This window comes from Olsenella sp. DNF00959 (genome assembly GCF_001553055.1).
Lineage (GTDB): Bacteria > Actinomycetota > Coriobacteriia > Coriobacteriales > Atopobiaceae > Olsenella_I > Olsenella_I phocaeensis.
Genome location: NZ_KQ960128.1, coordinates 99,030 through 116,959 on the forward strand (window position 1 = coordinate 99,030; position 17,930 = coordinate 116,959).

20 protein-coding genes are annotated in these 17,930 nt (G+C 65.4%); 1 reads left to right on the forward strand and 19 read right to left on the reverse strand.

What is annotated here, in order from left to right:
- Positions 1–157: 157 nt before the first annotated feature.
- From HMPREF1868_RS05335 to HMPREF1868_RS05390, 12 genes are all read right to left on the reverse strand, one after another.
- Positions 158–1,369: a C40 family peptidase gene (locus HMPREF1868_RS05335; protein ID WP_062531075.1), complete on the reverse strand. Its 1,212-nt coding sequence runs from the start codon at positions 1,367–1,369 to the stop codon at positions 158–160.
- Between the two features lie 120 nt (positions 1,370–1,489).
- Positions 1,490–2,023 (reverse strand): adenine phosphoribosyltransferase, encoded by a 534-nt coding sequence (locus tag HMPREF1868_RS05340; protein WP_197414955.1) that lies wholly within the window; start codon positions 2,021–2,023, stop codon positions 1,490–1,492.
- A gap of 40 nt (positions 2,024–2,063) precedes the next feature.
- The gene (locus HMPREF1868_RS05345) at positions 2,064–2,813 is read right to left on the reverse strand and encodes a transcriptional regulator FtsR (RefSeq protein ID WP_062531080.1); all 750 of its coding nucleotides are present in this window, start codon (positions 2,811–2,813) and stop codon (positions 2,064–2,066) included.
- A 3-nt stretch (positions 2,814–2,816) separates the two neighbouring features.
- Complete coding sequence (locus HMPREF1868_RS05350; RefSeq protein WP_231782265.1) at positions 2,817–3,248, reverse strand: FHA domain-containing protein; 432 nt, start codon at positions 3,246–3,248, stop codon at positions 2,817–2,819.
- 55 nt (positions 3,249–3,303) lie between these two features.
- The gene (locus HMPREF1868_RS05355; protein ID WP_062531082.1) at positions 3,304–3,684 is read right to left on the reverse strand and encodes a Rid family detoxifying hydrolase; all 381 of its coding nucleotides are present in this window, start codon (positions 3,682–3,684) and stop codon (positions 3,304–3,306) included.
- The gene (locus tag HMPREF1868_RS05360; RefSeq protein WP_062531084.1) at positions 3,681–4,913 is read right to left on the reverse strand and encodes a MalY/PatB family protein; all 1,233 of its coding nucleotides are present in this window, start codon (positions 4,911–4,913) and stop codon (positions 3,681–3,683) included. The genes HMPREF1868_RS05355 and HMPREF1868_RS05360 overlap by 4 nt, the downstream gene beginning before the upstream one ends.
- A gap of 55 nt (positions 4,914–4,968) precedes the next feature.
- Positions 4,969–5,805 (reverse strand): hypothetical protein, encoded by an 837-nt coding sequence (locus tag HMPREF1868_RS05365; RefSeq protein ID WP_062531086.1) that lies wholly within the window; start codon positions 5,803–5,805, stop codon positions 4,969–4,971.
- Positions 5,806–5,821: 16 nt separating this feature from the next.
- Positions 5,822–7,012, reverse strand: a complete 1,191-nt coding sequence (locus tag HMPREF1868_RS05370; protein WP_062531088.1) for a D-alanyl-D-alanine carboxypeptidase family protein — start codon at positions 7,010–7,012, stop codon at positions 5,822–5,824.
- Positions 7,009–7,749 (reverse strand): CDP-alcohol phosphatidyltransferase family protein, encoded by a 741-nt coding sequence (locus tag HMPREF1868_RS05375; protein ID WP_197414956.1) that lies wholly within the window; start codon positions 7,747–7,749, stop codon positions 7,009–7,011. Before HMPREF1868_RS05375 ends, HMPREF1868_RS05370 begins: the two co-directional genes overlap by 4 nt.
- Positions 7,750–7,826: 77 nt before the next feature.
- The gene (locus tag HMPREF1868_RS05380; protein WP_062531092.1) at positions 7,827–8,903 is read right to left on the reverse strand and encodes a tartrate dehydrogenase; all 1,077 of its coding nucleotides are present in this window, start codon (positions 8,901–8,903) and stop codon (positions 7,827–7,829) included.
- Between the two features lie 51 nt (positions 8,904–8,954).
- Positions 8,955–9,680, reverse strand: coding sequence for a 4'-phosphopantetheinyl transferase family protein (locus tag HMPREF1868_RS05385; protein WP_062531094.1), 726 nt, complete (start codon positions 9,678–9,680; stop codon positions 8,955–8,957).
- Between the two features lie 2 nt (positions 9,681–9,682).
- Entirely contained in the window at positions 9,683–9,877 is a 195-nt protein-coding gene (locus HMPREF1868_RS05390) for a hypothetical protein (RefSeq protein ID WP_062531097.1), read from the reverse strand.
- 133 nt (positions 9,878–10,010) lie between these two features.
- Here HMPREF1868_RS05390 and HMPREF1868_RS05395 point away from each other — a divergent pair, with 133 nt between their 5' ends.
- Entirely contained in the window at positions 10,011–10,679 is a 669-nt protein-coding gene (locus tag HMPREF1868_RS05395) for a PAQR family membrane homeostasis protein TrhA (RefSeq protein ID WP_197414957.1), read from the forward strand.
- A gap of 97 nt (positions 10,680–10,776) precedes the next feature.
- Here HMPREF1868_RS05395 and HMPREF1868_RS05400 read toward each other — a convergent pair whose 3' ends face one another.
- The 7 genes from HMPREF1868_RS05400 to HMPREF1868_RS05430 form a co-directional block, all read right to left on the reverse strand.
- Positions 10,777–11,139 carry a DUF488 domain-containing protein gene (locus HMPREF1868_RS05400; RefSeq protein ID WP_062531099.1) on the reverse strand — a complete coding sequence of 121 codons (363 nt, stop codon included), beginning with the start codon at positions 11,137–11,139 and terminating at the stop codon, positions 10,777–10,779.
- Between the two features lie 121 nt (positions 11,140–11,260).
- Positions 11,261–12,541, reverse strand: coding sequence for a DNA (cytosine-5-)-methyltransferase (gene dcm / locus HMPREF1868_RS05405; RefSeq protein WP_197414958.1), 1,281 nt, complete (start codon positions 12,539–12,541; stop codon positions 11,261–11,263).
- A gap of 94 nt (positions 12,542–12,635) precedes the next feature.
- Entirely contained in the window at positions 12,636–13,973 is a 1,338-nt protein-coding gene (locus HMPREF1868_RS05410; RefSeq protein WP_062531101.1) for a Sau3AI family type II restriction endonuclease, read from the reverse strand.
- A gap of 303 nt (positions 13,974–14,276) precedes the next feature.
- Positions 14,277–15,620, reverse strand: a complete 1,344-nt coding sequence (gene brnQ / locus HMPREF1868_RS05415; protein WP_082719551.1) for a branched-chain amino acid transport system II carrier protein — start codon at positions 15,618–15,620, stop codon at positions 14,277–14,279.
- Positions 15,621–15,824: 204 nt separating this feature from the next.
- Complete coding sequence (locus HMPREF1868_RS05420; protein ID WP_062531104.1) at positions 15,825–16,529, reverse strand: ABC-2 transporter permease; 705 nt, start codon at positions 16,527–16,529, stop codon at positions 15,825–15,827.
- Positions 16,529–17,503 carry an ABC transporter ATP-binding protein gene (locus HMPREF1868_RS05425; RefSeq protein WP_062531106.1) on the reverse strand — a complete coding sequence of 325 codons (975 nt, stop codon included), beginning with the start codon at positions 17,501–17,503 and terminating at the stop codon, positions 16,529–16,531. Before HMPREF1868_RS05425 ends, HMPREF1868_RS05420 begins: the two co-directional genes overlap by 1 nt.
- Positions 17,503–17,883 (reverse strand): GntR family transcriptional regulator, encoded by a 381-nt coding sequence (locus HMPREF1868_RS05430; protein ID WP_009279228.1) that lies wholly within the window; start codon positions 17,881–17,883, stop codon positions 17,503–17,505. Before HMPREF1868_RS05430 ends, HMPREF1868_RS05425 begins: the two co-directional genes overlap by 1 nt.
- Positions 17,884–17,930: the final 47 nt, after the last annotated feature.

Here is a 17,930-nt window from a genome sequence, read left to right on the forward strand (position 1 = left end):
CTCCCCTGCTGGCCGCCGCGGCGGCCCCGTGCCAATCGTCGAGATAAGACCAACTGCCCAAAGACCGGACGACCCAACATCATACGCATGCCACGGGCGGGGACGAACCGTCTGGTCCGCCCCCGCCCGTCGTCGAGTCCCAAAGGGCTGCCGGCTGCTAGTAGCTGCCGCCGCCGATGAAGCTGTACACGCTGGCGATGCACACCGTGCGGCCGGGATACGGCGCATGGATCATCTGGCCGCCGCCGATGTAGATGCCCACGTGACCGTCACTCGGGAAGACGAGGTCGCCCACCTGGAGCTCGTCCATGCTGGTCTTCCAGTCTCCCGTGGACTTGAGCGAGTCGATCATGTCGTAGGTGGTGCGGCCGCGGGCGTAGCCGTAGCTGTAGCAGACCAAGCCGGAGCAGTCCACGCCGCTGGCGGATGCGCCACTCCACTCATAGGGCACGCCGATCATGGAGTAGGCCGTGGAGAGGCCGCCGCCCGAGGCGCCGCCGCTCTTCGAGGTGCTTGGCTCCTCCTGGGTCGCCTGCCGGGTCTGGGGCTGCTGCTGGGGTGTCTCGTCCTGGGACGGGCTCTGAGCCTGACCCTGGGAGGGGGCGTTATCCTGCTGCTCGGCCTGGGCGGGCGTCTCCGCCGCCTGGGTCGCCTCAGACGATGTGCCGCCGTCGTGCGCCTCGCTGATGACCTGACTCACGGCAGAGGCCTGCCCCCCGCTCTCCTGGGCCTGCTGCTGCTCGGCCGCGGCCTGGGCCGCGAGCTGCTCCTGGACCTCGGCGCTCAGGCTGTTGTAGTACGAGCGCGCCTGCTCGAGCTTGGAGTTGTACTCGGCAACCTGGGAGTTGAGGCTGTCGACTGCGGCCTGCTGCCCCTGCTGGCGGCTCTCGAGCTCCTCCTCCTCGCCCTTGAGCTGGCCCTGGAGGTCGTTGACGCGGGCGATGCTCTGGGCCTGCGCCGAGCTCACCTTGCCGGCATAGTAGACGTTCTGGACGAAGTCGCTGATGCTGTTGGAGCCCAGCGCTATCTGGAGCAGCGAGACGGAGCCGTTCTTGTACGAGCTTCGCACCGTGGTGCCCAGCTCGCCCTTGGCAGTCTGGAGCTGCTGCTGGGTCTCTTCGATCTGGCTCTGCTTCTGGCCGATCTGGTAGCGGGTCTGCTCGAGCTCAGCGGTCTGGCTCTGCAGGCTCTGCTCCAGCGAGGACGCCTCCGAGCTGAGGGACGATATGGTCGCGGACGCCTGGGCCAGGTCGGCCTGCGGATCGGCGAGGGCCATGGTGGGGAGCAGCCCGGCAGTGGCCAGGACTGCGGCCAGGCCAGCCGTGGCGGCCCTGCGTCCGAAGGAACGAGCCAATGGGCTCTTGGGCATGAGCGTTTCCTTTCGTAGGCTAGTCCCGTCAATTCTATGATTCCGGCAAGGGGCCGACTGCCATTCCACAGAACGGCCACCGGCCTGAAACCCCTGCAAAAGCGGACGGGAGGTCCGTACCTACTTCACCTGGACGAGGGTGAACACCTCCTGGTCGAAGGACTCGGCGATGGTCTTGCGGGGGTCCAGGAAGGCAAGCTCGAGGATGAAGGAGAAGCCCACGACCTCGGCCCCCGCCTTCTTGACCAGCCGCGCGGTGGCGACGGCGGTGCCGCCCGTGGCAACCAGGTCGTCCACGATGAGGACCTTGTCGCCGTCGCGGACGCCGTCCTTGTGTATCTGCAGCTCGTCGGTGCCGTACTCGAGGGAGTAGGTCTCGGAGTAGACGGCACGGGGGAGCTTGCCAGGCTTGCGGGCTGGGACGAACCCGGCGCCGAGCTTGTAGGCGACGGGGGCGCCGATGAGGAAGCCGCGGGCCTCGGCGCCCACGACCTTGGTGATGCCGGCGCCCTCGTAGTGCTCCGCAATCTGGTCAACGGCCGACGCCAGCCCCTCGGGGTCCGCCAGGAGCGGGGTGATGTCCTTGAAGATCACGCCCGGCTCGGGGTAGTCGGGGATGTCGACGATGTAGCTTTCGAGCTTGCGGTCGGACACGTCTGTTCCTCTCATCTTGGTCGTCCTGGTGGGCGACGCGCTAGTCCTGTCTGTCCTCCATCTGGTTGAAGGTCTGCGAGACCTGCCTGCGGATGAGCGCCTCCCGCACGTTGCCGGTGAGGCTCAGCATCTGGCGGAACGCCTGCTCGAACTGCTGGCGGCTCTCGCTGGTGAGTTCCATCTGGACCCCTCCGCCCTTGCGGGCGAACACGATGAGCGCCTGCTCGAACATGGCGCTCTCGCGATTGGCGGCCGTGACGTACTGCCTCAGGTTCTTGGGGCCGATGCCGAAGTGGCGCAGCTCGTCGCAGGCCCTGATGAGCGGGAAGTCCTTCCCGTCCACCAGGTCGCGGCCGTGCGGCGACCTCTTGAGCGCGATGAGGCCCGCGTCCGAGAGCTGGCGCACGAAGCTCACCGACATGCCCAGCACCTCGGGCATGCGGTCGATGGGGTGGAGCTTCTTCGCAAGCTCCTCGTCCTCGTTGGGAAGACGCAGCGAGCTGGGGAGCCCCAATGCCTCGTCCTGCCCCCCCACCGGCCCGGAGCCGTTGCCCTCGAGCCGCTCCTTGATCACGGAGAGGGGCAGGAAGCGAGTCTTCTGGAGGTAGAGGATGGTCTCGAGGCGATGCACGTCATGCTGCGAGTACAGGCGGTAGCCCGAGGGCGTGCGCGACGGGTCGAGCAGCCCCTCGTCCTCGAGGTAGCGCACCTTCGAGATGGAGAGGTCGGGGTACTGCGCCTGCAGCTTGCGAACGACCTTGCCGATCGTCAGGTATCCGGCGTCGGGCATGGCCTAGTTCCCGGTCTCGATCCTGGCCGGCTTCTGGTTGGTGTGGAACACCATGCGGAAGGTGCCGATCTGAATCGTGGAGCCGTCCTTGAGCATGGCGCGGTTGACGATGGCGCCATCCACCCAGCTGCCGTTGAGCGAGCCCAGGTCCTCGATGGTGGCGAATCCGGAGGCGAGTCCGCTGAGGTCGATGCGCGCATGGCGGCGCGACACCGTCATGTCGTTGAGGAAGACGGAGCTGTTGGGGTCACGGCCGATGCTAATCTCGTCCTCGCTCAGCTCGAAGACGGAACCAGTCTGGGGCCCCTTCACGATTGAGAGCGTGGGACTCGACGGCCTCGCCTGGTCCATGAGGTCGGGCGAGGTGGAGTCGGAGGAAGGCATGCGGAAGATCTCGGTCGCGCCCATCTCGGGGCTGTTGTTTGTGGACGTCAAGGCGGCTCCCCTCGATGTGGAGTGTACGTAGACCATCATAGCGCTTGCGCCTGGGCTACCTGCAGGCGACGCAGTCCATCTCGACGAGCGCGCCCAGGGGCAGGCGGGCGACCTCGACGACGGAGCGGGCGGGGGCGGGCGTCACGAAGTGGCGCCCGTACACCTCGTCGACCGCGGGGAGGTCGTCCAGGTCCGTCAGGTAGAGCGTGGTCTGGGCGACGTCGGAGAGGGTGCAGTCGCATTCGGAGAGGAGCGACGCCACCAGGGCGATGATCCTCTCGGCCTCGGCGGCGGCACCGCCTTCCACGATGCGCGTGGGGTCGTCGGGGTCGACAGCGACCTGTCCTGCGGCGAAGACGAGGCGCCCCGCCGTGGTCCCCTGGGAGTAGGGGCCGGCCGCGTCGGGCACGCCCGGCGCGTGGACGGAGTACTTCATCGCTCGTCTCCCCCCGAGAAGGCGCCCAGCCTGCGCTCGCGGGCGGCGTGCACGAGCCGCTCGAGGGCGGCCTCCAGCACGTCGGTGGGGCAGGCGAGGTTGAGGCGCTCGAAGCAGTCGCCCTCGGGGCCGAACATCGAGCCCTCGTCGGGGAAGAGCAGCGCCTCCTCGCACATGAAGGCCTCGAGCTCCTCCTTCGAGAGCCCCCAGGAGCCGAAGTCGAGCCATGCGAGGTAGGTCCCCTCCAGCGGGTAGAGCTCGACCTCGGGCAGGTAGGCGGCAAGGAAGCCCCGGAGCATCCGGTAGTTCGCCCACACGAGCCCGATCAGCTGCTCGAGCCACTCGTCGCAGCTCGTGTAGGCCGCCTGGGTGGCGACGTAGGCGAAGGCGTTGAGCTCCAGGAACGGCACCTTGGCGAAGCCCTCCTCGAAGCGCTCGCGCAGGGCCTCGTCGGGGATGTAGATGGCGGACGCCTGGCAGCCGGCCAGATTGAAGGTCTTGGAGGGGGCGGTGCACACCAGGATGTGGTCGTACTCGCCCGCGTCGGCGACGCGCAGGATGGTGGTGTGGACGTGGCCGGGCATGACGAGGTCGTCGTGGATCTCGTCGCTCACCACGATCACGTCGTTCGCAACGCAGATGTCGAGGAGGCGCCTCAGCTCGTCGGCCCTCCAGACGCGGCCCACGGGGTTGTGCGGGCTGCAGAGCACGAGCATGCGGTTCCTGGGGTCCGCCGCCTTCCGGGCGAGGTCCTCGAAGTCCATCTCGTAGGCGTGGCCGCCGTCCTCGAGCTCGACGCGCCTCAGGGGGTTGGTGACCAGCGTGCGCCCCGTCCGCTTCACTGCCATGCGGAAGGGGTAGTACACAGGCGGCTGGATGATGACGCCGTCGCCCTCCTCGGTGAGCGAGCTCACGGCGTTGAAGATGGCCGGTACGACCCCTGGCGAGGTGACCAGCCAGGCGCGCGCCGGCGTCCAGCCGTGGTGGCGCGCCTGCCAGCCTATGCACGCGTCGTAGAAGGCGTCGGTGGGCTCGGTGTAGCCGAGGATGGCGTCGTCCAGGTAGGACCTCAGGGCGTCGATCACCTCGGGCGGGTTGGGCAGCTCCATGTCGGCGACCGAGAGCGGCACGATCTCGTGCCCCACGCGGGGGTTGCGCCGGTACATGGCGTCCCACTTCGCCGACCCGGTGTTCTCTCGGCTCACATGGGTCTCGAAGTCGTATCCCATGGCGTCTCTCCCTCCCTCGGGTCCCGGGCGCACGCCCGGGCGCTCATCCGATTATCTACGAACGCAGGCCGCGCGCGCCCACGAAGTCGTCCGTCTTGCGCAGGAGCCCCTGGCCGTCGAGCTCGCCCCCTGTGGGGGTCACGCGGTCTGCCTGGGCGAGCCAGCCCGCCCAGGGCAGCGCCTCCCTCAGGCGAGAGAGGACGCGCCCGTGCCCCACCGGCGTCACCGAACCGAAGGAGAGGAGGCTCCTCCAGAGCCTGCGCACGAGCGTGGGCGGCACCATGAGGAGGAAGCAGTCCTCCCCCGCGAGCGGCAGCCGTGCGATGAGGCAGCCTATCCGCCCGTCCAGGAGGAGCTCGCCGAGCCTGCCCGCCGCGGGAAGCGTGTCCTCGCCCGGCAGGTAGTCCCTGAGGACGGCCTCGGCGGAGTCTCCCCAGAGCGCGAGCGGGACGAGCCGGTCCGTGACGTCCTCGGTCCCCAGGCCCTCGTAGGGCTTGTAGCCCCCCTGCTCGACGTTGGCCAGGAACGACAGCCAGGCGCTCAGGGTCTGGGAGCGCGGGCTCAGGTCCCAGATCGCGTACTCGTCGTCGCCGGTGCGCCCCAGGAGGGGAATCGACGCCAGGGAGCCGTCGCCCAGGAGGGCGGGCTGGAAGGAGCACTCCCCCACCGCGAGGCCGTCGCCCGCGAACGCGGCCTGCGCCCAGGAGCTGGCCGGACCGCCGGAGGCGAGGAGCACCAGCGTGCCCGTGAGGTCGCAGAGGGCGCAGCCCCCACGGAAGGGGTCGTCCGCACCCTCCGTGACATACGAGACGGGCCCCAGGAGCGGTGCCTCCCCCTCGGGGAAGCTCGCTCCCAGGAGCAGGTGCTCCTCGTGCAGTTCGCTCTGCAGCATGCAGGTCACATCCAGACTACGCGCCCATGAGCTGGGTCACGTCGAAGAAGAGGGGCAGTTCGAAGGGAGAGAAGGCCGGCACGCTCACGGGTCGCAAGCTTCCGCGCAGGCAGCTTACGGCCACGCTCCGCCCGTCCTGGGTCCAGGAGGAGTAGCCGAAGGGCCCTCCCAGGTCGCAGAGCTCGCCCTCCCCGCGCAGGGTCGTGGAGTACGAGACGGGCTGGCCGCGGTAGCAGCGCCCGCCCACGCTCCACTCCGGCGTGACCACGACCTTGCCCCAGAAGCCGAGTGCCCAGCCGCTCACGCGGATGGGCCAGCTGCTGCGCGCCAGGTGGATCTGCCCCAGGTACTCGTCATAGGCCCAGTCCATGAGGGCGGCGGTGTCGTCGAAGCGCCCCTCGTGCGTCTGGCAGCCCAGGACGCAGCTGAAGAGCTGTAGCCCGTGCCGGCGCGAGGAGCCCAGGAAGGTGGTGCCCGCCTCCACCGCGCCGGTCTTGATGCCGCAGAGGCCGCCGTAGCTCTCCATGAGGTCGTCGGTCGACTCGAAGGTCCGCTCCTTGCCCGCCACCACGCAGCTGTAGCTGCGCGTCATGACGGCCTGCGCGATGAAGGGGTAGTTCTCCAGCGCGTAGCGGCCCATCACCACGAGGTCGTGGGCGCAGGAGTAGTGCCCGTCCTGCTCGAGCCCGTGCGTGTTGGCGAAGTGCGTGTCGCCCATGCCGAGCTCGGCGGCCTTCTGGTTCATGAGCGCCACGAAGGCGTCGGTGCTGCCCGCCACGTTGATGGCGACGTCGTCCGCGGAGTCGTTGCCCGAGTACACGAGCATGGTCATCATCAGGTCGCGCAGGGTGGGGGCATCTCCCTGCTTCCACCCCGTGAGCTGGGCACCCTCCTCGTAGCTGCCCTCGACGACCGTACAGGCGCCGTCGAGCGACCTGCCCGAGTCGAGGGCCACCATGGCCGTCATAACCTTGGTGATGGACGCCATTGCCATGTGCTCTTGGGCGTCCTGGGCGAAGAGGACGTTGCCGTCCTGGTCCATGACCTCGTAGCTCCTGGCCTCGCTGAGCCTGGGGGGCTCGACCGCGAACGCGGGGGCAGGCAGGGCCAGGAAGCACAGGACCGCGAGAACGAGGGCGAGGGACGCGCCAAGGACGATGCGGGATGTCCCCCGTCCGAACGTGCCCCAGGTGCCGGCGGGCCTCATCGGCCCTCGCCGTCCTCCGCCCTGGACGCAAGGGCATCTCGCCTGATGGCGATGCCGGTCCTGGTGTACTCGAGGACGGCGAGCAGGGAGCAGAGGAGCCCCGCGTACACGAAGAAGATGCCCATGCAGGCGGGGTCGTGGTTGAGGCCAGGCAGCCAGCCGAGGCTGGTGACCCCCAGCCCCCGCACGACGGGAAGGCCCAGCAGGAGGTCGCAGAAGCCAAACATGAGGAGCGCCGTCGCCGCCTTGCCCACGAAGACCACGTCCACCGGACGGCGGCGGTAGTGCTGCAGGCGCAGCCCGCCCAGGAAGAGGTAGACGTCGCGACCGATGACGAAGCAGGCCACCCACACGGGGAGCTCGCCGGTGATGATGAGCCCCAGGACGCCCGTGAAGAGCAGCACGCGGTCCATGATGGGGTCCATGACCTTGCCCACCCAGCTGACGGTCTGGGTGCGGCGCGCCACCTGCCCGTCCAGGAAGTCCGTCACCGCGGCGACCGCATAGAACGCCAGGGCGACGTAGCGGTTCATGTCCGAGACGAACATCCACAGGAAGACGATGGTGAGCACGAAGCGGCAGGCAGTGATCACGTTTGCCACGGTGAGAATCGCGTTGGACGGGTTCTGGGGGCTGCCCACGGGGGCGGTTGCGGTGCCATGGGCCTGCGCCATGGCGGCGTCATGGTCCGCCTGGCTCTTCACGCGGGTCTCGATCTTGTCCTTGGTCTTTCCCAAACGAGCGCCTCCGATGCTCCGGACCCTCGCCCGGAATCGCATTGAACGACCCTCATACTACCCCATGCCCCCAGGGGCTAGACGGGCAGGAGCTCCCGCACCACACGCTCCCCAAGCTCGCTCGTGCTGGCGCTCCCGCCCAGGTCGGGCGTGAGGGTGTCGCCGTCCTGCAGCACGCGCTCGATGGCGTCCAGCACGCGACGCGCCCACTCGGCGTGTCCCAGGTGCTCGAGCATCTGGCTCGCGGACCAGAGCGTGGCGAGCGGGTTGGCGATGCCCCGTCCAGCGATGTCCGGCGCCGAGCCGTGGATGGGCTCGAACATGGAGGGGAAGCGTCCCTCGGGGTTGAGGTTGGCCCCCGCGGCGAGCCCCATGCCCCCGCTGATGGCGGCGCCGAGGTCGGTCAGGATGTCGCCGAAGAGGTTGGAGGCAACCACCACCTGGAAGCGGCCAGGGTCCCTCACCATGAGCATGGCCGCCGCGTCCACCAGGTAGCTGTGGGTCTCCACCTCCGGGTACTCGGCCGAGAGCTCCTCGAAGACCTGGTCCCAGAAGACCATGGAATAGTTGAGGGCGTTGCCCTTGCTGATGCTCGTGAGGCTCCTGTGCTCGCGCCGTGCCAGCTCGAAGGCGTAGCGCATGATGCGCTCGGTCCCGTGGCGAGAGAAGACCCCGTCCTGGATCACGACCTCGCGCGGGGTGCCCGCGTACAGCCAGGAGCCGGAGCCGGCGTACTCGCCCTCGCTGTTCTCGCGGATGAACGTCATGTCAATTTGCCCGGGCTCGACGCCCTTGAGGGGGCAGGGCGCACCCTTGAGCAGGCGCACGGGACGCACGTTGACGTACTCGTCGAAGTCGTGGCGGATCCTCAGCAGGAGGTCGCGCAGGGACACGTGGTCGGGCACGCCGGGGAAGCCGACCGCGCCCAGGAGGATGGCGTCGAAGCCCCTGAGCCTCTCTATGCCGTCCTCGGGCATCATCTGGCCGGTCCTGAGGTAGTGCTCGCAGCCCCAGGGGAAGCTCGTGAAGTCGAAGTCGAAGCCACCGTCCGCCTCGGCGACCGCGTCCAGGAGCCTGACTCCCTCGGCAACCACCTCGGGACCTATGCCGTCGCCGGGGATGAGGGCGATCCGATGGGTCTGCTTCGTGGCCATGTCTCCTCCTGACCGCCCCTGGGGGCAAGCGTCTCGTACCGATGCAGGAGTTTAGGGCATGGGAGTTTCGGGCGGGTAAACGGGCGTGCGCCCGCCCATGCGCACGGAGCCGAGGAGCGCCTCCGGCTCGTGGACTCTGAGCTCGAGCGGGAGTCCCTCCGCCGTGGCGGCACAGACCACGTGCCCCAGCTCCAGCCCCCAGCGGAAGCGCCAGTGGCCGAACCAGTCCTGGTGCTCGCGCAGGTCCGCGTAGAAGCCCGTCCCCTCCGCCTTGAGCGTCGCCTCGATTCTCGTCCAGAGGCGAGCGAATGCCTCGGGCGTGACCCTCGAGGGCTGGTCCTCCAGGCTGGGCGCGAGGGCCTGGCCTCCGCGCCTCAAGGTCATGACCTTGAGGCGGTCCACGTCCTCGGAGGCAGACGCGACGTCGAGCCCCACCACCGAGGGAGAGGAGCACACGGCCACGAGCTGGTGAGTGTGGGATATGCCCAGGTGCCAGTCGCCCGAGGTGGGCTCGGGCTTCCCGTAGGGACCGTCGAGCAGGTCCCCGTCCCGAACGAGCCCCATGCACCCGGCAAGGATGAGGCCCGTTCCCAGGGACTCGGCCCTCATGCCGGGATGCCGCGCATGGCACGCTCTGTCCAGGTAGCGCGGCATGACGCGTCCCTCGAGCGCGTCGGCGAGCTCGCGCGGGTCCCCCAGCTCGCAGAGCGACCCGAGGTCAAGCAGGTGGCAGGTCACCTGGGCGTCGGATGCGAGCGCCTCTCTCCCCTGGCGCATGGCTACTGCACCTTCTCCACAAGGTGGCGGTACTGGATCTGGGCCAGGTCTCGGAGGGCGCGCGCGAGCTCGAGGAGGAGGTAGCGCGGCTCCATCCGCCCCGGGAGGTCGTTCCAGGGGAGCTCGGGCGCGACCATCGCGAGCAGGACGGAGGCGACGAGGATGGCGAAGCCTGCAGCGAGCGTTGGAGTGGACAAGACGAGGACCCTTCTTGCGTCTTTCTGACCAACAGATTGTATCAACTGGGTGTAATAGAGGACAAACTCCTCCGGGTGGGCGCATCCTAGTGGCAGGGACCCAGAGATCGATCGAGGCATGGGAGGTCGGAACATGGCAAAGAACACAAGGCAGGACGCGCGGGGCGTGGCGCGTCAGTACAGTCTGGGCGAGGAGGTCGCCAACTCGATCTCTCACGGAGTGGCCGCGCTGCTCTCCATCGCCGCACTGGTCATCATGATCGTGGTGGCGGTGAGCCATGGGGGCGGGTTCCGGCTCGCCGCGGCGATAGTCTTCGGGATCTCGCTCTTCCTGGAGTTCCTCTTCTCCACCCTCTATCACGCGCTCGCGCCCGAGAAGGCCAAGCGCGTCTTCCGCATCATGGACCATGCGGCCATCTACGTGCTCATCGCCGGCAGCTACGCGCCATACGCGCTGGTGACACTCCGCGACGAGGGAGGGCTGGTGCTCTTCTCGGTGGTGTGGGGCGTAGCGATCCTGGGCATCGTGGCGGAGTGCTTCCTCAAGGAGAGGCAGCCAAAGTGGATGTCTGCCCTGGCGTACCTGGCCATGGGCTGGCTCGTCATCTTCAGGCTGCCCCAGCTCATGGCGCTGCTGCCCATGCCGGGCTTCGCGCTTCTGGTGGCCGGAGGCGTCTGCTACACGCTGGGTACGGGCTTCTACGTGGCAAAGGGCGTGCCCTACCTGCACTTCGTCTGGCACCTCTTCGTGCTGGCAGGCGCCGCGTGCATGGCGCTCTCCGTCATACTCTTCGTGCTGTAGGACGTGTCGCGGAGCGGGGTTCGCGCGTCCCGTTTTGCTTGTTCCTGCCCGCAGCGGTCCACGGGCAAGCCTTGCGTATGGCTACGGTGGGAGGCGCCTATGACGCCCGCGCCTGGGAAAGCAACCAGTCCCTCAGTATCACGGCATGGTTCACCTGGGGGTCCTTGGCGGCATAGAGCAGCGTGACGACGTCATGCGAGAGAAGTTCCGCCGCCAGGCTCGAGGCCTCGTCGCTCTGGTCGAGCTCCATGAGGTAGCGAGCGCGGAAGCTCTGGAAGTTCTCCGCTTTGTGGGCGAACTCCTTGCGCGCCTCGTTGGAGGGTGCGAGTCCCTTGGCCCAGAGGTCGGGGTGCAGGCGTTCCTTGCTCATGCCGCGCGGCCAGAGGCGGTCGACCAGAACCCTGAAGCCGTCCGACTCGCTCGCGTCCTCGTACACGCGCTTGATGCTGACCCGCGCCATGCTGCTGCCTCCCTGGTTGGCTACAGGGTTAGTTGTTCCCAAGCTGGGACATGGTATGCATTTGAATGAAAAAAGCAGGGGCCATCCCAAAACCCCTGCGTTAGTGCCATGCATACAACCACTACAGGTCCAGTTCCGAAATAGCCTCTCCTATACGGTGTACAACCCCCACTACCAAGGCGTTGCCCATGCAGAACGCTCTGTTGTTGTCACTCATCCCCGTATTAGTCCAACCCTTGGGAAACCCCTGCAGCTGGTCGAGCTCATCGGGTACCAGCCTACGATAGCGACCGTCAACTTCGATGACATGTTTGAAGCGTGAGGCGGAGGAGCCCCCCTCACCCGTAAGAATGGTGCGCGACGGCTTGTCCAAAGAATCGGGCCAGGCCATCGACCCCTCTGAATATACATAGGTGAAGCCGGTCTTCTTGTTCGTTCGCGGTTCGTGTTTTGCGCCCTTCAAATACTCCCATCGCGGCAAGGCATCCTGTGAGACGTAGAACGATTCGGGGACCTCGAACTCCGGGACAAGTACGTCGCGCAGGATCTTCCTGCTCCCCTCATACCGCTCCGCCACCGAGCAGCTAAGAACCTCGTTGTCAACCATTACGCCTGCATCGCCAAAGGGGCTCTTACTTCCCCCCTTGTTGAATCCTTGCGAAGCGTCGTAGGGGTCAGCTGGAATCTTCAAGGTTCGCCAATCCCCCTTCTCATCGGCCGGGAATGCGGTCGCCATGACTCCCCCGATAATCCTGTCCTCAAGTTCCCAGGAGGCATTTCGCTCTGCGTAGATATAGACTCGCTTCCTGCGTTGTGAGAAGCCGTACTCAGCGCTGTTCACCACACGCCACTCGACCGAATACCCAAGGTCAGCCAAGCAGGAAAGGATGATGGCAAAATCCCTGCCGCGCTGAGGTGCGGGGGACTTGAGCAGACGGTCGACGTTTTCGAACAGGCAATAGCGCGCGTTTGCCTCAGACATAGAAATTTGAATCTTAAGGAAGCGATAGATGTCCCACCAGAGCACGCCCTTCCTGCCCTCTATCCCACCCGCCTGAGATAATGGGCGGGCTACGGAATAGTCCTGGCAGGGAAACCCGCCAACCACCATGGACACCTGAGGAATGTCAACGCGTCCCTCCTCGAAGTCATTCAAAACCTCGTTGATATCGCGATTTACCACCGAGTCGACGCCAAAATGCGACTTGTAGCAGTCAGCCGCAAATTGGCGCGAGGCGGTTCCGGGTGGTTCCCACTGGTTTGCCCAGACGGTCTTGAAGGGACCCGAGGGCGAAAGGTCAAAGTCGGGTCTACCTTCTTCGTGGTATCCCTCGAGGCCAAGCCTAAACCCGCCAACTCCTGCAAAGAGCTCGGCTATCGTGACGCATCTCTCTGACGACACGTTTCTCCAATCGCTGCTGTGTCGTATTTCGCTCAGCTCATGGTAGACAATCGGTGGGACACGATCAAGGCTCGACTCATGCGAACCAAATCGTCTATTGCTGTTTGAGGACCCGCTCAATTTCTGTCTTGAGATAGCCCTGATTAAGCCAAAAGGACTTCTTTGTCGTCGGCGCACCATGGGGCTGGGGCCTGGTGTCAGACCGACGTTGGGCATGAGGGCGGACGTGGCAGCAACGATTCTCGTTGGAACGGACGGACTTGTCGGCCCTTCCCTCCCTTACGTTCTTCTGCATCTGCTCGTAGCAGCGCCGCGCCTCAGAGAGATCCTTGTCTGGCATCTGCCAGAAACAAACATCAGTGAGCCTCTGGACTCCATGGTCATCCATTCTATAAATCACGAACAGATACATTCGCTGCAAGTAACCAAGGAAGTCTGATTCCTCAAATGGCCGTTTTTCCAATTCGAAGTAGTCGAAGCTAGGAAATGAAAGCGCCTCAATAGGCATCCCATTCATCCTAAGTTTCATGGTCTTGGATTTTATCCCTGCCTTCTCGAACTCGAGGATGTGGTCGGCATCTCCAACGCCAAGGATGCGGTTGGTCACTCGCGCGGCGGAGCTCTTTGATTTGGGGATTTCCAGCCTTTCCACCAGTTCCGTGTCTGCCATTCCGAAGAAGGGTCTGAAACGCGCCCTGATGAGGGTCAACAGGTCCGTCTCTTTCTCCTCTTCGGAACGCTTGATTCTCTGTGCCTTCTTTTCCAGCTGGTCGTTCGTGACCCCATCCATGTAAGAACGCTTGAACGCCCAAGCCCTAGGCTTCGCTCCAATGGAAGAGAATGGCTGCTCGGTGGTCACCCTGTTGTTGGCTGCCTTGGTGGCAGCTTCCAGATAGATTGTGTCTGAGCAGGAGATGTCCTCGGCGCGTCCGTCCCTAATCTTCTGCACCACCGTCTCCCAGTCATGACGGATTTGTGGCAAATCCTCCTCGGGTATGCGCCATCGAAAGACCAGTTTGACCACATAGTCAACCGGAGAGATGTTCTTTTCCCACTCGTACGAAACGATGAGCACGTCGTTGATCTTCTTAAGGAAATGGCTTGTCTCAAATCTCTCGTTGACAATGTCCATGTAGTTAATCTGACCGACGGTGAGGCGCTCTTTTGCGCTCAGCTTGCCCTTCGAATTGCGTCGCAATGGCGTCGACTTGAGCTCGAGTCCCACCTCTTCGAAATCCGGATTGGGATTGCTGTTGAGCTCTAGGTTGAAGTAGTCCTTCTCAAGGGCGTCACCAAAGGCTCCCCTCCTCTTATGAGGGTCGTCAATGGATTGAAGTCCGATGAACTCGCGCAACGTGTGTCCCTCGAGCCGAACCGCATACTCGATGATCGATTCAATACTTTTGGGATCGTACGGCAGTGACTTCGTCATCTGTGCTCCTCCAAGATTCAGCCAAGTAAAATTCAGTCTAGTTGGAGAGAGGTATGCCAGGCCAGAAATTCGGCACGAAGAAGCAGACGCCTCCAACGTGGACGAAAAGTTCGATAGTGCTGGATTCGGAGATGAATTCAGACCAAAAATGGACGGAAAACGCGTTTGTGTAGGTTATGGCAGCGACCCTAGCGACTTCAACACAACTTTTTCTTTACACAAACGTGTTTTCCGTCCAGACAAAGAACCTACAGGGGTTCAAAGTCGACACAAACGCAAATCCCGTCCACGAGCCCCGTAAGCCTAGGCGCGGCGGAACAGGCGCTCTGCGAGGAGGCCGACAACGAAGCCCAAAATCGCCGGCAGTATCCATCCCATCCCCAGGCCGGCCAGGGGCAGAAGGTCAAACGGCAGCGCCACGCCCTTCGCGAAGCCATCGCGAAGGGCCACGATCACGCTGTCCACGCCACAGAACGTGATGCAGAGCTTCCAAGCAACCACCTCGCCGTGGCCTTTACCCCTCTGGACCAGCCCCATGATCACGAGCACGATGGCGATGGGGTACAGGGCAGAGAGCAGAGGCACCGAGTACTCAAGTATGGTCGTGAGTCCCACGTTCGCGAGCAGGCACGAGAGGGCAGCGATGGCCAGGGCCCAGCGTCTGTAGGGCATGAGCTCGTATTCCGTCGAGAAGTACTCGCTGATGGAGCAGATGAGCCCGATGCACACGTTGAGGCAAGCGAGGAGGAAGATCGCCGCCACAAGAACGCTCCCGGCACCCCCGAACTCCATCGCTGCTGCGGCGGCGATGACCTCGGCTCCATTGGTCGCGTCAGGTACCACGGACCCCATGGATGCTCCAAGGTATCCGAAGCCGCAGTAGATTGCCGCCATGCAGACTCCCGCGATGATACCGGAGCGCACCACCTGTCGCGCTATGCCCTCGGGACTCCGCACGCCGAGCTCCCTCACGTTCATGGCGATGACGTAGCCAAAAGCCAGGGCGGCCAGCACGTCCATGGTCTGGTAGCCATAGACGAAGCCCGCCACACCCGCGACGCCATCGTAGGGGGCGCTTGCTGCGGCCGCGGGCGTGCCCGGGGGTGACACGATGGTCGAGGCGACGAGAAGTACCACGAGGACGATGAGCGTGGGGCCAGAGACCTTGCCCATGAGCTCGGTCAGGCGGTTGGGGTGCATGGCGAGGAGGTATGCCGCGACGAAGAACGCGAGCGAGAAGACCACGAGGGCAGCGGACGCGGGGGTTCCCTCGGGAAGGAGGGGTCGGACCATCTCGAACGAGGTCGTGGCCGTGCGCGGAATGGCAAGGAAGGGACCGATGGCCAGGTAGGTCGCCGCCGCGAAGACCTTCGAGAAGATCGGGTGGATGCGGTCGGCGAGCTTGCCGACCGTGCCAGAGAGCGCGATTGCCGCGATGGTGAGGACAGGGAGCCCCACGGCAGATACGATAAAGCCCAGAAGGGCCTCGGGAGTCTGTGAGCCCGCACGCACGCCCAGGAGCGGCGCCAGGATCAGGTTGCCGGCGCCGAAGAACATCGAGAAGAGCGTGACGCCCACGACCAGGCCGTCGCGAGCCCCCAGCGCGCTCAGGCCCCTGTCAGATGCCAGCTGGTCTCTCTTCGCCATGGCGGTCCTTTCGATTGGCCACTCAGAAGGTACACGGTGTATAAGAATAGCGTGTTTCTTGCATCCATTCCGAGACTCTCTCGATGGCATTCGCGCGCTACGGGGCGAACCAACCGGAAATCCGGTAGGTCCACCCCGTAGCACACACCAATTTTTCCGCACCTTGATGCAGGCATCAACCTGTCCGCACGACATCCCCCTCCCCTACAGCTCCCTCCCCTGGTAGAGCCTGCAGGAAATCTGCATGGAGAGCAGGTAGACCACGACGCAGGCAAGGACGCCGATGGGGGCGAGCCACCATCCGAGCGCGCCAACGACCCCCGTCAGCCCCGCTCCCATGCCCTGCAGCGTCTCATTCGGAAGCAAGGCCAGGAGTGAGGGAACCAGGCAGGGCAGGACGACAATCGCCCTCGCCCTGGCAGTCCCCCAGGCGAAGAGGAAGGGCAGCTGCAGGCTGAAGAGCAGGTGCAGCACCAGGTATGCAAGCAGCAGGAAGCCGAAGAGGCTCCCAAGGCCGAGCTCCCCCGAGACCCGCGGCATGAGCAGGGGGAGCAGCCTGGCGCAGAGCAGTGCCAGAAGGGCGACGAAGAGTAGCACGACCAGGCCGAAGAGGGGCAGGAAGAGGTAGCGCGAGCGCACCACGTCCCGCCTCGTGACGGGAAGCGCCAGCCTGCCCTGCTCCCAGCCGCTCGCCTCGTCGGCGTTGAAGGCCCAGCTGAGGGCAAAGTACATCGCGATGCAGAGCGCGATGATGGGGAAGGCGACTATCTGGTCGATCGAGACGGTCGTCTCCCTGCCCGAGACGTAGTTGATCAGGAACGGGACGAAGACGGCCACCGCCGTCACCCACAGCACCTGGCGAAGCCTCCGCGCCATGAGGCAGAAATCCACGTACAGCAGAGACACCATCAGAACTCCTCCCCCCTGACGACGAGCAGCATGAGCTCGTCGATGTCCGCCGCGTCGCAGGCGAGCTGTGGGTAGGAGCGCAGGAACTCCGCGCGGTCGGGAACCAGCAGGTCATAGGACAGGTCGCGCCTCAGGACGCGAGCGCCGCTCCCGGCGAGGAGGCCGTCCTCGCGCACGCGCTCCAGCTCCGCCTCCCTCAAGCGGGCGATGCCCATCACGTCGTCCACGAGGTCCCTCTCGCACTGGAACACGACCCTTCCGTCGTCCACCATGAGGAGGTAGTCGGCGACGTGCTCGAGGTCACTCGTGATGTGGCTCGAGATCAGCGCGGAGCGGTCTCCCGGCTCCATCCACTCTCGCAGGATGCCCAGGACCTCCTCGCGCACGATGGGGTCGAGCCCCGCCGTTGGCTCGTCCAGGACCAGGACGCGCGCCCCCGTGGCGAGGGCGCAGGCCAGCTGCAGCTTCATGCCCATGCCGCGCGAGAGCTCGCGCACGCGCTTGCGGGCCGCGTGCGAGCGGTGCGGGCGCTCATCGTGCGGCAGGAGCCCCATGCGCTCGGACAGCTCCTGGAAGAGCCTCCAGTCGAAGCGCTCGTAGGCGAGGGCGTGCATGGTCGCCACCTGTGCCACGCTGAGCTCGCCCGGATAGGGGCAGGTCGAGCTCACATAGTCGATCGCCCCCTTCGCCTCGCGAAGCTCGCCGGGACCCATCTGCGAAACGGGATGCCCGAAGAGCTCCACCTCGCCTGCATCGGGGGCGAGGCCCCCCGTGATCGCGCGCATGATGGTGGTCTTGCCCGCACCATTCTGCCCCACCAGGCCCATCACCGACCCGCGAGGCAGGTCGAGGTCGATGTCCCTCAGCTCGAAGCCCTCGTAGGACTTGCAGAGCCCCCTCACCCTGAGGTCCGAGGGTTCCCCGCTCAGGTCCAGGGTGCCCAGCGCCAGCTTGCGTCCCATGTGTCCAGACATCAGCGACCACCCTCCTCCAGCACGAGGTCGAGCATCTCGTGCAGCTCGTCCGACCCGATTCCCGCCTCGCGCGCCCGTGCGGCGGCGAGGGCAAGCGCCTCCTCGACGGACCTCAGGCGCTCCTCGCGCAGCAGCTCGGGATCCACGCCCGCGACGAAGCACCCCTTGCCGGGCACGGTCTCCACGAGGCCCTGGGCCTCCAGCTCCGCGTAGGCTCGCTTGGTCGTGATGGCGCTGATCCTGAGGCTGGTGGCCAGGCTGCGTATGGAGGGCAGGGCCTCCCCCGGCTCGAGCGAGCCCTGGACGATCTGGGACCTGACCTGCGTGGCTATCTGCTCGTAGATGGGCGTTCCCGAGGAGTTGGAGAGCACAACCTCCATCCTGTCTCCTCTCTGCTCATACTGTATATATACAACATATACAGTAT

Excerpts from the sequence above, each read along its gene's own strand:
- HMPREF1868_RS05335 (WP_062531075.1), bottom strand. The coding sequence starts at position 1,369 with ATGCCCAAGAGCCCATTGGCTCGTTCCTTCGGACGCAGGGCCGCCACG.
- HMPREF1868_RS05345 (WP_062531080.1), bottom strand. The coding sequence starts at position 2,813 with ATGCCCGACGCCGGATACCTGACGATCGGCAAGGTCGTTCGCAAGCTG.
- HMPREF1868_RS05355 (WP_062531082.1), bottom strand. The coding sequence starts at position 3,684 with ATGAAGTACTCCGTCCACGCGCCGGGCGTGCCCGACGCGGCCGGCCCC.
- HMPREF1868_RS05360 (WP_062531084.1), bottom strand. The coding sequence starts at position 4,913 with ATGGGATACGACTTCGAGACCCATGTGAGCCGAGAGAACACCGGGTCG.
- HMPREF1868_RS05365 (WP_062531086.1), bottom strand. The coding sequence starts at position 5,805 with ATGCTGCAGAGCGAACTGCACGAGGAGCACCTGCTCCTGGGAGCGAGC.
- HMPREF1868_RS05370 (WP_062531088.1), bottom strand. The coding sequence starts at position 7,012 with ATGAGGCCCGCCGGCACCTGGGGCACGTTCGGACGGGGGACATCCCGC.
- HMPREF1868_RS05380 (WP_062531092.1), bottom strand. The coding sequence starts at position 8,903 with ATGGCCACGAAGCAGACCCATCGGATCGCCCTCATCCCCGGCGACGGC.
- HMPREF1868_RS05385 (WP_062531094.1), bottom strand. The coding sequence starts at position 9,680 with ATGCGCCAGGGGAGAGAGGCGCTCGCATCCGACGCCCAGGTGACCTGC.
- HMPREF1868_RS05395 (WP_197414957.1), top strand. The coding sequence starts at position 10,011 with ATGGCAAAGAACACAAGGCAGGACGCGCGGGGCGTGGCGCGTCAGTAC.
- HMPREF1868_RS05400 (WP_062531099.1), bottom strand. The coding sequence starts at position 11,139 with ATGGCGCGGGTCAGCATCAAGCGCGTGTACGAGGACGCGAGCGAGTCG.
- HMPREF1868_RS05410 (WP_062531101.1), bottom strand. The coding sequence starts at position 13,973 with ATGACGAAGTCACTGCCGTACGATCCCAAAAGTATTGAATCGATCATC.
- brnQ (WP_082719551.1), bottom strand. The coding sequence starts at position 15,620 with ATGGCGAAGAGAGACCAGCTGGCATCTGACAGGGGCCTGAGCGCGCTG.
- HMPREF1868_RS05420 (WP_062531104.1), bottom strand. The coding sequence starts at position 16,529 with ATGGTGTCTCTGCTGTACGTGGATTTCTGCCTCATGGCGCGGAGGCTT.
- HMPREF1868_RS05425 (WP_062531106.1), bottom strand. The coding sequence starts at position 17,503 with ATGTCTGGACACATGGGACGCAAGCTGGCGCTGGGCACCCTGGACCTG.
- HMPREF1868_RS05430 (WP_009279228.1), bottom strand. The coding sequence starts at position 17,883 with ATGGAGGTTGTGCTCTCCAACTCCTCGGGAACGCCCATCTACGAGCAG.